Consider the following 12,276-nt stretch of genomic DNA (forward strand, 5'->3'; position numbering starts at 1 on the left):
TCCGAGACAGCCGGCACCAGCTCCAAAGGAGTGCGCGATGGCCAGCAACAGCAGCAGCCCCGCCGGCAGCCTAGACGGCGCCGGCGTCCCCAGCTCCCAGGGCATCGCGGCAGAGATTGCCAAGATACGCAGCCTGGCCCTGGTGGGACCGGCCGGCGCCGGCAAGACGACATTGCTGGAGGCGCTGCTGCACCAGGCGGGCGCGATCGCACAGCCCGGCAGCATCGAACGCGGCAGCACCGTCAGCGATCACGATCCGCTCGAACGCAAGGCCCAGCATTCGCTGCATGCCTCGCTGGTCCATATGAACCATGGCGGCATCCGCATCCACGCGATCGACACGCCCGGGGCGCCGGACTTCATCGGCCAGTCGCTGCCGGCGCTGGAGGCGGCGGACACGGCCGTCGTCGTCGTCGATGCGCAGAACGGCCTGGAGCTGATGGCCTCGCGCATGCTGGATGCGGCCGCCCAGCGCGGCCTGTGCCGGCTGATCGTCATCAACAAGATCGATCTGCCCGAGCTGGACCTGCCGGGCCTCCTGACCCAGATCCGCGAACTGTTCGGCCGCGAATGCCTGCCGCTGAATCTGCCGGCCGAAGGCGGCGCCAAGGTGCTGGACTGCTTCTTCAACATCACCGGCCAGACCGATTTCTCCTCGGTCGGCCAGGCGCACCAGGCGCTGGTCGAGCAGGTCGTCGAGGTCGACGCGGCCTTTGTCGACCGCTATCTGAACGAGGGCGATGTCGACCCGCGCGAGCTGCATGCGCCGCTGGAGCAGGCGCTGCGCGAGGGCCATCTGATCCCGGTCTGCTTCACCTCGGCCAAGAGCGGCGCCGGCGTGGCCGAACTGCTGGACGTGATCGAGCGCCTGCTGCCGAACCCGAGCGAGGGCAACCCGCCGCAGTTCCTGCGCGGCGAAGGCGCCGAAGCCCAGCCGCTGCAGGCCAGCCCCGACCCGGGCGCCCATGTGCTGGCCCATGTGTTCAAGGTCAATGCCGACCCTTATCTCGGCAAGATGGGCATCCTGCGCGTGCACCAGGGCACGCTGACGCGCAACAGCCAGCTCTTCGTCGGCCATGCGCGCAAGCCCTTCAAGGTCGGCCATCTGTTCATGCTGCAGGGCGGCAAGCATGTCGAGGTCGAGCAGGCGCTGCCCGGCGATCTGTGCGCGATCGCCAAGGTCGAGGAGCTGCACTACGACGCGGTGCTGCACGACGCGCCCGAGGACGAGCACATCCATCTGAAGCCGCTGGACTTCCCGGTGCCGGTGCATGGCCTGGCGATCAGCCCGGCGCGGCACGGCGACGAGCAGCGGCTGTGGGAGATTCTGTCGCGCCTGGTCGATGAGGACCCCTGCCTGAAGGTTGAGCGCGCGGCGCAGACCAACGAGACCCTGGTCTACGGCCTCGGCGAGCTGCATCTGCGCATGCTGCTGGAGCGCATGCGCGAGAGCTACAAGTTCGAGCTGCAGACCCAGCCGCCGCGCATCGCCTACCGCGAGACGATCTCGGCCCCGGCCGAGGGCCATTACCGCCACAAGAAGCAGAGCGGCGGCGCCGGCCAGTTCGGCGAGGTCTATCTGCGCATCGAGCCGCTGCCGCGCGGCGCCGGCTTCGAGTTCGTGGACGCGGTCAAGGGCGGCACCATCCCGGGCCAGTTCATGCCGGCCGTCGAGAAGGGCGTGCGCTCGGCGCTGGAGACCGGCGTGGTCGCCGGCTATCCGCTGGTCGATCTGAAGGTGACCGTCTACGACGGCAAGCACCATTCGGTGGACAGCAAGGAGATCGCCTTCGTCACCGCCGGCCGGCGCGCGCTGATGGAAGCCGTCAAGGAGGCGCGGCCGCTGGTGCTGGAGCCCATCGTGCTGGTCGAGATCAGCACGCCGGACGCCTCGATCGGCGACATCACCGGCGATCTGGCCTCGCGGCGCGGCCAGGTCAACGGCACGCGCACGACCATGCCGGGCTCCATCATCGTGCAGGGCCAGGCGCCGCTGGCCGAGCTGGCCAGCTACCAGACCCGGCTCAATGCGATGACCAGCGGCCAGGGCCGCTACACGGTCGTGCTCTCGCATTACGAGCCGGTGCCGCCCAACCAGCAGTCGGCGCTTATCTCGGCCTACAAGGTGCGCGAGGAGGAGTGAGCTGAGGGCTATTTGGGCGCGGAGGCTGCCTGCTGCGCGCGGTACTGCTCCAGCTGCTTGAGCCACTCGCTCCAGTCCTTGGGCCCGCTCTCGTAGCGCAGCTTCAGGTTGTTCAGGACATTGCCCCAGGCGCGGTCGAAGTAGCCATAGGCCTTGTCCCATTCGCCGCCCTCGCCCCAGCCGCTGTGGTGGAGCGTGACCTTGGTGTGGGCCGCATCGACCGGCGCGAAGCGCACCACGACAAAGGTGCGCTGCGCCCGCGCCTCAGGCAGGCTGGGCGGCGCATTCCAGTCGAAGCTGAGCATCTTGTAGGGCTGCAGCGCCATGAAGCGCATGTCGTCTGCGCCCTTCTCGCCCGGCTTGCCGTTCGGGTCGATATAGATCTGGAAGGCGCCGCCGACCTTGGGCTCGATCTTGGCGTCCGGCGCGAAAAAGCCGACGATGCCCTCGCGGGTGGTCCAGCTCTGCCAGGCCTGCTCCGGCGTCGCCTTGATGATCACTTCTTTATCAAGACTGCGCTCGGCCGCCTCGGCGGCGCCGCCCAGCAGAGCCAGGCACAGGACGGCAGGAAGAACGGGCTTCTTTATCTGCATGGCGGCTCCTCGGCGCTTCGGCGATGAACGAGGCTTTATCATACGGCCCATGTCACCCCCGATCCGGGACACCGCCACGATCCGCCTGGACAACGCGCTGCTCCTGTTTGAAGAATTCGTCAGCGCGACGGTCAAGCATCCCGATGCCGCCACCCTGCGGGGCCTGGAAAGGCGTTTCGCGGAGCGTCTGCAGATCCAGCCGAGCTATTGGAGCCAGATCAAGAGCCGCAGCCGCCAGATCGGCGAGCGCCTGGCGCGGCAGTTCGAGCAGCTGTTCCACAAGCCGCCCGGCTGGATGGACCATGAGCACAACAGCGCGCAGGCAGCGGCCGCCGGCAGCGTCGCACCGGCCGCCGCCGCAGCAGCGGCCGGCAACGCGCCTAGCGTGCCGCAGGACGATGACGAGCGCTTCATCGTCGGCCTGGTGCTGACCTATTACCGCCGTCATCCGCAGCGCGCACGCACGCGCCTGCTGGACCTGCTCGGCGAGGTGCTGACGCCCGAGCCGGCGCCTGCGATGGCGGCCCGGCCGGCGGCAGCGGCCCCTGCCCCGGCCGGCGCGGCCGACCAGCTGGACGAATGGCGCCGCCTGCAGCAGGGCGTCGCGCCGCTGAAGGCCAAGAAGCCGAAGCACTGATCGAGCGCGCGCCCGCTCGTCGATCGCGCGGCGGCTCCGCGCCGCCGGCGCGGGCCGGCGCACGCCCGTAGGCGACGGCGCCACACCCCCTAAATTGTTTATCAGCTTCGATAAAAAGCGCTTGCGCAAGATAATTGATCGTTTATCATTTGCGCAAGTTGCGGCGTTGTTCACCGCAATGAATCAAGTCTTCTCAACGCCTTGACCGGGCGCCGCCCGCCTCGCATCGCTCCCTCGTGGAGCGGCCGCCGGGGTCGGCCCAGCTCCCACCGCGCCGGCTCGCCGGCCATACGCCCCTTGTTGATCGACGGCCCTCGTGGCCAGCCAGACGCTGCAGCGCCGCAGTGGCGCCGCCGCATTCCCGAAGAGCCAGCGAGGCCGGTCCTCGCGCAGGAGAGTCTTATGTCCAAGTTCATCGCTCCCCGTCCGCTGCGCCTGTCGCTGCGCACCAGCAAGCCGCGCAACCCGCTGGTCGGCCCCAGCCTGCTTCGCCAGGCCGGCCGCCACGCCGACGGCAATGCGCGCCAGGCGGCGCGTCGCGATCTGCTCAAGCAGATCCAGCAGCTCGGTCAGCCCGACCGCAGCCCCTGAACCCTAGGCCGGCCCGAGCGCCGGCGCGGAGAACATCATGAGACTGAGCGAACTGAAGGGCCCTGGAGACGAAGCCCTGGTCCACGAAGCCTGGCGCGGCCGCGCCGCCACCGCGCTGCGCGGGGCCAGCGCGATGCTTGATCGCCTGGCCGATGCGCTGGCCCGGGTGCAGGCCTTGCGCCGGCGCCGGCCCGAGCTGGAGTTCTATGCCGAGGCCGGCGCACCGGAAGGCGCGCTGTACATGGACGGGCGTCTGGTCGGCAAGCTGCCGGGCGTCCGGCGGCTGTGATGCCGGTGCTGCTGCTCGCGCTGGGCACGCTGCTGATGCTTTCATCGACCTCCGGCCCGGCGGCGCCGGTATACGATGGGACATCGACATCCGCCCACTGCGGCCAGCGCCACGATGAGCTCATCGCCCCCGACCGCCATGCCGCCGCGCCAGATCCCGCAGGATCTGGCCGGCTGGACGGCCGCCCTCCGCGACGCCGAGATCCCGGTGCTGGCGGACACCGCCGCGGCGCTTGAGCTGCTGCGCCAGAATGAGGACGCGGTCGACGCGAACCGCCTCGGCGAGCTGATCGCCAACGATCCGCTGATGACACTGAAGGTGCTGGCCTACGCGGCCTCGCACCGCAGCAGCCGGCTGCTGACCGACGCCGAGACGGTCACGGCCGCGCTGGTGCTGATGGGCATCACGCCCTTCTTCCGCGAGTTCGGCTCGCAGCCCACGGTCGAGGACCGGCTGGCCCGGCAGCCCGAGGCGCTGGCCGGCCTGCAGCGCGTGCTGCGCCGGGCCGAGCGGGCCTCGCGCTATGCGCTGGCCTTTGCCGCGCACCGGCTCGACCCCGACGCGGCGGTGATCCATAGCGCGGCGCTGCTGCACGACTTCGCCGAGATGCTCTTGTGGCTGCATGCGCCGGAGCTGGCGCTGCAGATCCGCCAGCGCCAGCAGGCGGACCGGCAGCTGCGCAGCGCCGTCGTGCAGCGCGAGTTGCTACACATCGAGCTGGCCGATCTGGAACAGGCGCTGATGAAGGCCTGGCGCCTGCCCGAACTCCTGACCCATATCACCAATGACAAGCGCGCCAACGATCCGCAGGTGCTGTGCGTGAAGCTGGCCGTGCGCCTGGCCCGGCACACGGCCGAGGGCTGGGACGATGCCGCCATCCCCGATGATCTGCGCGAGATCGGCGAACTGCTGAACCTCAGCCCCGAGCACACGCTGAAGCTGCTGCACGAGTACGACGACTAGGTCCTAGAGCGGCAGCGCGGTGGTGTTCTTCAAGCGATCCAGCACGAAGCTGGTCTTGCAGTCCTGCACGCTTGGGTGCTTCAACAGGGTCTCGCTGATGAAGCGGGCGTAATGCGCCATGTCCTGCACGACGACACGCAGCAGATAGTCCATCTCACCGGTCAGCGCGGCGCATTCGACGACCTCGGGCCAGGTCTGCACGGCGGCGCGGAACAGGTCCATCGGGTTGCGCTTATGGCTCTCGGTCTGCTTCTCGAGCCGCACATTGATATAGGCGGTCAGGCCCAGGCCGACCCGCTCGGGCGGCACCAGGGCCACATAGGCGGCGATCGCGCCGGCCTCCTCGAGCCGGCGCACGCGCCGCAGCACCGCCGAGGCGGACAGATTGACCTGGGCGGCCAGCGCGTCATAGGTCAGGCGGCCGTCGACCTGCAGCGCCCGCAGAATGCGCCGGTCGATCGCATCGAGCTGGATTTCGCTTTCCATACGCGATATTTTTGCAGGATTCCTGCGTCTGCGGAAAAGGCTGCGCCTGAGTTCGCATGAATCCTGCGGGGAGCAGCGCCTAAAGTTCGGTGCTGACAAGACTTGCTGGAATCACTGCCATGGCCACCTTCACCCCCTGGGACAATCCGATGGGCACCGACGGCTTCGAGTTCATCGAATTCGCCGCGCCCGATCCGGCTGCGCTCGGCCGGTTGTTCGAGACGATGGGCTTCAAGGCCGTCGCCAAGCACCGCCACAAGAACGTGACCCTGTACCGCCAGGGCGGCGTCAACTTCATCATCAACGCCGAGACCGATGCCTTCGCGCAGCGCTTCGCGCGCCTGCATGGCCCGTCGATCTGCGCGATCGCCTTCCGCGTCAAGGACGCCGCGCTGGCCTACCAGCGCGCGCTGGAGCTGGGCGCCTGGGGCTTCGACAACAAGACGGGCCCGATGGAGCTGAACATCCCGGCGATCAAGGGCATCGGCGATTCGCTGATCTATCTGGTCGATCGCTGGCAGGGCAAGAACGGCGCGGCGCCGGGCCAGATCGGCAATATTTCGATCTACGACGTCGACTTCGTGCCCCTGCTCGACGCGAACGGCCAGCCGGTCGACCCGAACCCGGCCGGTCATGGCCTGACCTATATCGACCATCTGACGCACAACGTGTTCCGCGGCCGGATGAAGGAATGGGCCGATTTCTACGAGCGCCTGTTCAACTTCCGCGAGGTGCGCTATTTCGACATCGAGGGCAAGCTGACCGGCCTGAAGAGCAAGGCCATGACCAGCCCCTGCGGCAAGATCCGCATCCCGATCAACGAGAGCAGCGACGACAAGAGCCAGATCGCCGAATACCTGGACCTCTACCACGGCGAGGGCATCCAGCACGTCGCCCTGGGCACCGACGACATCTACACGACCGTCGAAGGCATGAAGACCGACGGCGTGGTGTTCCAGGACACCATCGACACCTATTTCGACTTGATCGACAAGCGCCTGCCCGGCCATGGCGAGAATGTGGCCGAGCTGCGCCGGCTGAAGATCCTGATCGACGGCGCCGCCCATCTGGACGCGCCGAACGAGCTGCTCTTGCAGATCTTCACCAAGGAAGTGATCGGCCCGATCTTCTTCGAGCTGATCCAGCGCAAGGGCAACGAGGGCTTCGGCGAGGGCAATTTCAAGGCCCTGTTCGAATCGATCGAGCTCGACCAGATCCGCCGCGGCGTGCTGAGCGACGCCAAAAACTGAGCTGGCAAGCTCAGTCCAGCAGCCGCAGCACGTCCTCGAAGACCCGGCGCTCGAACACCAGCGCCAGATGGCCGACGCCGGCCAGCGCGACCGCGCGGCTGCCGTCCAGCACCGCCGTCGGTGCCGGACAGACGATCTGGTCGGCGGCGCTGTAATAGCAGTCGAAGCCGGCGCCCGGCGCACGGGCTTCGCTGCCGGCCAGTTCGGCCAGCCAGGCGCTGCCAGGGCGCATCTGCCGCGCATTGAGCGCCGGCGAGAAGCGAGCCGTGAGGGTGCCGCCATGGGGCGAACCCAGGGTCAGCACGCGCTGCACGCGGCCCGGCGCGCCATGGCGCCGCCACCAGGCACGCGCGGCCAGCCCGCCCATGCTGTGGGCGACGATCAGCGGCGGCCGGCCGCTGCTGGCCGTGAGCCTTTGCACCGCCGCCTCGATCGCCTCGACATAGGCATCGATCGAGCCGAAGGCCGGCTCCAGGCTGAGGGCGATGAAGGGATGGCCGCGCTGGCGCAGCCGGCGCATCCAGCCATTCCACAAGCCGCGGTTGCAGGTATAGCCGTGCAGCAGCAGCACACCGCGGCGCTCGCCATGCGCCGGCACGAAGTCGGGCTCGCGATGCTCGGCAAAGGGCTGCTGCCAGCCGAACACCCGTTCGCAGACCCAGAGCTCGCGTGCCCAGGCGCGCAGCAGCGACACGATGCCATTGGCGCCGCGGTTGATGCGCAGAAGGCTCAGGAACATGCCCAGCATCACCAGGCCATGGAACCAGAACAGCAGGGCCGCCAGCAACAGGCCCAGCCCCGGCGAGCCGGCGCGCCAGCCGGCGACGGCGATCGCCAGCGCGAGCAGCAGGCGCAGCAGCAGCTGCCAGCGTTGCAGACGTCCGTTCATGCGCCCAGTGTAGGAGCAGCCCCGCAGGCACAATCGCAGCCTGTCCACCGCCCCAACCATCAGCCATGGATTTCGCCAACGCCGATGAGATCCTGAGCCAGCTGCGCGAGGTCGAGCGCCAGCGCACGCTGCGGGAGGCCGAGCCCGGCCTGGCCGCGCGGGTGGAGGCGCTGAAGGCCTACCAGCAGCGCCGCTTTGCAAGGACCTATGCCGATCTGCTGGCGACGCCGCGCTATGCGGCCGCGACCCGCTTCTTCCTCGAGGAGCTCTACGGCCCCGGCGACTACACGCGCCGCGACGCGCAGTTCGCCCGCGTCGTGCCGACCCTGACCCGGCTGTTCCCGGCCGAGGTCGTCGCCACCGTCGGCCGGCTTGCGCTGCTGCATGCAATCTCCGAGCGGCTGGACACGCGGATGGGCCAGCTGCTGGGCCGGGACCAGCCCGATGCGGCCAGCTACCGGCGCGCCTGGCAGGCCAGCGGGGAGGCTGCGCTGCGCCAGCAGCAGATCGATCTCTGCCTGGCGGTCGGGGAGTCGCTGGAGCAGCTGACGCGCAAGCCGCTGCTGCGTCAGGCGCTGCGGATGATGCGCGGGCCGGCAACGGCGGCCGGCATGGGCGAGCTGCAGCGTTTTCTGGAAAGCGGCTTCGACACCTTCCGCGAGATGCGCGGCGCCGGCGAATTCCTGCAGACGGTGCGCCGGCGCGAAGAGGCGCTGGCGCAGGCGCTGTTCGCCGCCGCGCCCGCCGCCTGTCCCACAGGCGACGATCCACTAGGGCAATTACCCTAGCTAGCACCCGGGTCAGCCGCGACCATCGAAGATCGACCGCAAGAAGCGGCGTGCAGACAGACACCGAACGAGATCAGGAGACAGGGTCGTGGAAGTATTGGCACAAGATCGCGCACCGGCGGCGGCCGCCGCGGCAGGCACACAGAACGCGGGCGCCAAGCCCTGGCTGCAAAGCTACCCGGCCGGCGTGCCGGCCGAGATCGACGTGAGCGTCTACGGCTCGCTGGTCGAGTTGCTGGAGGAGTCGTTCCGCAAGTACGCGCAGCGCGATGCCGCCGCCTGCATGGATCGCCGCCTGCGCTTTGGCGAGATCGACCAGATGTCGCAGGCGCTGGGTGCCTGGCTGCAGGCCAAGGGCCTGGCCAAGGGCACGCGCGTCGCGATCATGATGCCCAATGTGCTGCAGTACATGGTCGCGATCGCGGCCATCCTGCGCGCCGGCTACACGGTGGTCAACGTCAATCCGCTGTACACGCCGCGCGAGCTCGAGCATCAGCTGAAGGATTCGGGCGCGCAGGCCATCATCGTGCTGGAGAACTTTGCCGCGACCTTGGAGGAGGTGATCGCCAAGACCGAGGTCAAGCATGTGGTGCTGGCCTCGCTGGGCGACCTGCTCGGCTGGTGGCGCGGGCCGCTGATCAATTTCGCGGTGCGCCATCTGAAGAAGATGGTGCCGGAGTTCCGCCTGCCGCTCGATGCCGGCCGCAGCGTGACCCGCTTCAACAAGGCGCTGGAGGACGGCGGCCGGATGACGCTGAAGCGCGTCGAGCTGGGCCCCAATGACGTGGCCTTCCTGCAGTACACCGGCGGCACGACCGGCCTGTCCAAGGGCGCGACCTTGCTGCATCGCAATGTGGTCGCCAACATCCTGCAGGCCGAGGCCTGGTTCCAGCCGATGCTGAGCCAGCTCGGCGGCAAGCAGCTGACCACCGTCTGCGCGCTGCCGCTGTATCACATCTTCGCGCTGACGGCCTGCTATATGCTCGGCGCGCGCCAGGGGATGATGAATCTCTTGATCCCGAATCCGCGCGACATCCCCGGCTTCATCGCGACTCTGCAGCAGTACAAGGTCAATATGTTCCCGGCGGTGAACACCTTGTTCAATGCGCTGGCCAATGACCCCGCCTTCGCGCGGCTGGACTTCAGTGAACTGGTGATCTCCAACGGCGGCGGCATGGCCGTGCAGCAGGCGACGGCCGAGAAATGGCTGAAGATCACCGGCTGCCCGGTCGTCGAGGGCTATGGTCTGTCGGAGACGGCGCCGGTGGCGACGATCAATCGACTCGATCTAAAGAGCTTCAACGGCAGCATCGGCCTGCCGGTGCCGTCAACCGATATCGCGATCCGCGACGATGCGGGCCGCGATCTGGCCATCGGCGAGCGCGGCGAGATCTGCATCCGCGGCCCGCAGGTGATGGCCGGCTACTGGAACAAGCCGGAGGAAACCGCGCACGTGATGTATGCCGACGGCTTCTTCAAGAGCGGCGATATCGGCGTGATGGACGAGCAGGGCTATGTGCGCATCGTCGACCGCAAGAAGGACATGATCCTGGTCTCGGGCTTCAACGTCTATCCGACCGAGATCGAGCAGGTCGTCAGCATGCACCCGGGCGTGCTCGAATGCGCGGCCGTCGGCATTCCGGACGCGAAGTCGGGCGAGGCGGTCAAGCTCTATGTCGTCAAGAGCGACCTCGCCCTGGCCGAGGAGGATTTGCTGGCCTATTGCAGCGAGCAGCTGACCGCCTACAAGCGGCCCAAGTACATCGAGTTCCGCGATGAGCTGCCAAAGAGCAATGTCGGCAAGATCCTGCGCCGGGAGCTGCGCAGCACGACATGACGAGCCCCGTCTCGGGCGCTGCCGCGACGCTGCTGCCGCCCGATATGCGGATGCTCGAGCGCGGCTGGCTGTCCTCGAACTCGCTCTTGCTGCAAGGCGACCCGCGTGGCGCGGTGCTGGTCGACAGCGGCTACTGCACGCACAAGGAACAGACCCTGGCCCTGCTGCGCGAGGCCCTGGGGCCAGGCGGCGCGCTGCGCCTGATCGTCAACACCCATCTGCATTCCGATCATTGCGGCGGCAATGCGCATCTGGCCGCCGCCTTTGGCAACTGCCCGATCTGGATTCCGCCAGGCCATTTCGAGGCGGCGCGCGATTGGGACGAGGCGCAGCTCAGCTACCGTTTGACCGGGCAGCGCTGCGAGCGATTCGCGCCCACGCGAGCATTGAATCCCGGCGAAACCTTGGAGCAAGCCGGCCGCCGATGGAAGGTGCTGGCCGCACCCGGCCATGATCCGCATTCGCTGATCCTGTTCGAGCCGGAGTCCGGCGTGCTGGTCTCGGCCGACGCGCTGTGGGAGCACGGCTTCGGCATCGTCTTCCCCGAGTTGGAGGGCGAGACGGGCTTCCACGAGGTGGAGCGCACGCTGGATCTGATCGAAACGCTGCCGGTCCGTGTGGTCGTGCCCGGGCATGGGAGTGCGTTCACCGACGTGCAAGCGGCGCTGGCCGAGGCGCGTTCGCGGCTGGACTTCTTCCGCAGGAATCCGGAGCGCCATACACGGCATGCGGCAAAGGCGTTGCTCGTTTATCACCTGCTCGAGCTCGGCCGTTGTTCGCGTGCCGAATTGAATGACTGGCTCGAGCAGACGCCGATTCATCGAACGATGTGGGCGCGGCACTTTGCGAACCTTCCGCTGCAGGAATGGACCGAGACCCTGCTGGGGGAACTGGCGCGAGGCGGCACGCTGAAACTGGAGGGCGATACCATCAGCCGTCCTTGAAGCAATCGATGAGGTGTATCGATGGCGCTTGACCTCAGCAGCAATCTCTTTCCCTTCGACTGCGCGCGGCAAGGCCTACTCGACGGCTTTGAAGGAGATTCACCACCGTACCAGAACGCCGGCTTTGGCGAACCCAGGCGTCAGCCGCTTGGCTACAACTTGTTCCTCGCCGTGCTGACATCGCTGGCCGACGCGGGAAAGATCCTGGTCGACACCAAACCGCTGCGCCAGCAACTTGGCATACCTTTGCAAGGCTTGCAGTCGGCCGATCGCCTGCACGCCACCGTCTTGAATCTGAATCAAGGACTCGGCGCGGACGGATTGCCCCCGCAACTCGTCATCGACGCCATCGTTGCAGCGCTGAGCGGCATCCGATTCGGAGCGCTCCAGCTGCGCTTCGATCGATTGCGAGGGTTTAGGGATCAAGCCTTTACTCTGCGCTGTGAAGCGCGGAGCCGCCAACGCTTTATCGAGTTGCGCCGATTGGTCACCGCGCTATTGCGCCGCGTTGGTCAGCGACCGCTGAGCAATGGCGACCCTCACATGACGCTGCACTATCGAATGCCACATAGCGTCGGTGATTTGCCGATGAACGCGATCGAATATCCTGCCGAACGTCTGGTATTGATTCTTAGCCATGTGGGCCTTCATCGCCACGATCATTTGGTCAGCTGGCCACTTCATTGAATCGGCGCCCAAAAGCAAAACCCCTCGCACCGGTGAGATGCGAGGGGTTAGCTGGGGATAATAGCCTGACGATGACCTACTTTCACACGGGAATCCGCACTATCATCGGCGCTGAGTCATTTCACTGTCCTGTTCGGGATGGGAAGGAGTGGGACCAACTCGCTATGGTCATCAGGCTT

Annotated in this window: 13 protein-coding genes and 1 rRNA gene; 10 read left to right on the forward strand and 4 right to left on the reverse strand. The window is 67.3% G+C overall.

Going from position 1 to position 12,276, the window contains the following annotated elements:
- Positions 1-37: 37 nt before the first annotated feature.
- On the forward strand, positions 38-2,143 hold the full coding sequence (gene fusA, locus QWJ38_RS20530) for an elongation factor G (protein ID WP_290360978.1): 2,106 nt from the start codon (positions 38-40) through the stop codon (positions 2,141-2,143).
- A gap of 8 nt (positions 2,144-2,151) precedes the next feature.
- On the opposite strand, the gene QWJ38_RS20535 is transcribed toward fusA, so the two are convergent.
- Positions 2,152-2,736, reverse strand: coding sequence for an SRPBCC family protein (locus QWJ38_RS20535; RefSeq protein WP_290360979.1), 585 nt, complete (start codon positions 2,734-2,736; stop codon positions 2,152-2,154).
- A gap of 49 nt (positions 2,737-2,785) precedes the next feature.
- On the opposite strand from QWJ38_RS20535, the gene QWJ38_RS20540 reads away from it, so the two are divergent.
- From QWJ38_RS20540 to QWJ38_RS20555, 4 genes are all read left to right on the forward strand, one after another.
- Positions 2,786-3,373 carry a hypothetical protein gene (locus tag QWJ38_RS20540; protein WP_290360980.1) on the forward strand — a complete coding sequence of 196 codons (588 nt, stop codon included), beginning with the start codon at positions 2,786-2,788 and terminating at the stop codon, positions 3,371-3,373.
- Positions 3,374-3,775: 402 nt separating this feature from the next.
- Positions 3,776-3,964: a hypothetical protein gene (locus QWJ38_RS20545; RefSeq protein WP_290360981.1), complete on the forward strand. Its 189-nt coding sequence runs from the start codon at positions 3,776-3,778 to the stop codon at positions 3,962-3,964.
- 37 nt (positions 3,965-4,001) lie between these two features.
- Positions 4,002-4,253, forward strand: coding sequence for a hypothetical protein (locus QWJ38_RS20550; RefSeq protein ID WP_290360982.1), 252 nt, complete (start codon positions 4,002-4,004; stop codon positions 4,251-4,253).
- Positions 4,254-4,367: 114 nt separating this feature from the next.
- Positions 4,368-5,216: an HDOD domain-containing protein gene (locus QWJ38_RS20555; protein ID WP_290360983.1), complete on the forward strand. Its 849-nt coding sequence runs from the start codon at positions 4,368-4,370 to the stop codon at positions 5,214-5,216.
- 3 nt (positions 5,217-5,219) lie between these two features.
- Here QWJ38_RS20555 and QWJ38_RS20560 read toward each other — a convergent pair whose 3' ends face one another.
- Positions 5,220-5,702 (reverse strand): Lrp/AsnC family transcriptional regulator, encoded by a 483-nt coding sequence (locus tag QWJ38_RS20560; protein ID WP_290360984.1) that lies wholly within the window; start codon positions 5,700-5,702, stop codon positions 5,220-5,222.
- Positions 5,703-5,821: 119 nt separating this feature from the next.
- Here QWJ38_RS20560 and hppD point away from each other — a divergent pair, with 119 nt between their 5' ends.
- Positions 5,822-6,952: a 4-hydroxyphenylpyruvate dioxygenase gene (gene hppD, locus QWJ38_RS20565; protein ID WP_290360985.1), complete on the forward strand. Its 1,131-nt coding sequence runs from the start codon at positions 5,822-5,824 to the stop codon at positions 6,950-6,952.
- A 10-nt stretch (positions 6,953-6,962) separates the two neighbouring features.
- On the opposite strand, the gene QWJ38_RS20570 is transcribed toward hppD, so the two are convergent.
- On the reverse strand, positions 6,963-7,841 hold the full coding sequence (locus QWJ38_RS20570) for an esterase/lipase family protein (RefSeq protein ID WP_290360986.1): 879 nt from the start codon (positions 7,839-7,841) through the stop codon (positions 6,963-6,965).
- Positions 7,842-7,906: 65 nt separating this feature from the next.
- On the opposite strand from QWJ38_RS20570, the gene QWJ38_RS20575 reads away from it, so the two are divergent.
- The 4 genes from QWJ38_RS20575 (at position 7,907) to QWJ38_RS20590 (ending at position 12,097) form a co-directional block, all read left to right on the forward strand.
- Positions 7,907-8,629 (forward strand): DUF8198 family protein, encoded by a 723-nt coding sequence (locus tag QWJ38_RS20575; RefSeq protein ID WP_290360987.1) that lies wholly within the window; start codon positions 7,907-7,909, stop codon positions 8,627-8,629.
- Positions 8,630-8,726: 97 nt separating this feature from the next.
- A complete protein-coding gene (locus QWJ38_RS20580; protein ID WP_290361015.1) occupies positions 8,727-10,466 on the forward strand; it encodes a long-chain-fatty-acid--CoA ligase in 1,740 nt (579 codons plus the stop codon).
- Between the two features lie 50 nt (positions 10,467-10,516).
- Positions 10,517-11,410 carry an MBL fold metallo-hydrolase gene (locus tag QWJ38_RS20585; RefSeq protein WP_290360988.1) on the forward strand — a complete coding sequence of 298 codons (894 nt, stop codon included), beginning with the start codon at positions 10,517-10,519 and terminating at the stop codon, positions 11,408-11,410.
- Between the two features lie 21 nt (positions 11,411-11,431).
- Positions 11,432-12,097 (forward strand): 2'-5' RNA ligase family protein, encoded by a 666-nt coding sequence (locus QWJ38_RS20590; RefSeq protein WP_290360989.1) that lies wholly within the window; start codon positions 11,432-11,434, stop codon positions 12,095-12,097.
- A gap of 63 nt (positions 12,098-12,160) precedes the next feature.
- Here the strand turns inward: QWJ38_RS20590 and rrf are convergent.
- Positions 12,161-12,273 (reverse strand): 5S ribosomal RNA (rrf, locus tag QWJ38_RS20595).
- Positions 12,274-12,276: the final 3 nt, after the last annotated feature.

Origin of the sequence: Roseateles violae, from assembly GCF_030410485.1 — a bacterium.
Taxonomy (GTDB): domain Bacteria; phylum Pseudomonadota; class Gammaproteobacteria; order Burkholderiales; family Burkholderiaceae_C; genus Roseateles_D; species Roseateles_D violae.

Coding starts and splice junctions, on each gene's coding strand:
- fusA (WP_290360978.1), top strand. CDS start 38: ATGGCCAGCAACAGCAGCAGCCCCGCCGGCAGCCTAGACGGCGCCGGC.
- QWJ38_RS20535 (WP_290360979.1), bottom strand. CDS start 2,736: ATGCAGATAAAGAAGCCCGTTCTTCCTGCCGTCCTGTGCCTGGCTCTG.
- QWJ38_RS20540 (WP_290360980.1), top strand. CDS start 2,786: ATGTCACCCCCGATCCGGGACACCGCCACGATCCGCCTGGACAACGCG.
- QWJ38_RS20545 (WP_290360981.1), top strand. CDS start 3,776: ATGTCCAAGTTCATCGCTCCCCGTCCGCTGCGCCTGTCGCTGCGCACC.
- QWJ38_RS20550 (WP_290360982.1), top strand. CDS start 4,002: ATGAGACTGAGCGAACTGAAGGGCCCTGGAGACGAAGCCCTGGTCCAC.
- QWJ38_RS20555 (WP_290360983.1), top strand. CDS start 4,368: ATGAGCTCATCGCCCCCGACCGCCATGCCGCCGCGCCAGATCCCGCAG.
- QWJ38_RS20560 (WP_290360984.1), bottom strand. CDS start 5,702: ATGGAAAGCGAAATCCAGCTCGATGCGATCGACCGGCGCATTCTGCGG.
- hppD (WP_290360985.1), top strand. CDS start 5,822: ATGGCCACCTTCACCCCCTGGGACAATCCGATGGGCACCGACGGCTTC.
- QWJ38_RS20570 (WP_290360986.1), bottom strand. CDS start 7,841: ATGAACGGACGTCTGCAACGCTGGCAGCTGCTGCTGCGCCTGCTGCTC.
- QWJ38_RS20575 (WP_290360987.1), top strand. CDS start 7,907: ATGGATTTCGCCAACGCCGATGAGATCCTGAGCCAGCTGCGCGAGGTC.
- QWJ38_RS20585 (WP_290360988.1), top strand. CDS start 10,517: ATGCTCGAGCGCGGCTGGCTGTCCTCGAACTCGCTCTTGCTGCAAGGC.
- QWJ38_RS20590 (WP_290360989.1), top strand. CDS start 11,432: ATGGCGCTTGACCTCAGCAGCAATCTCTTTCCCTTCGACTGCGCGCGG.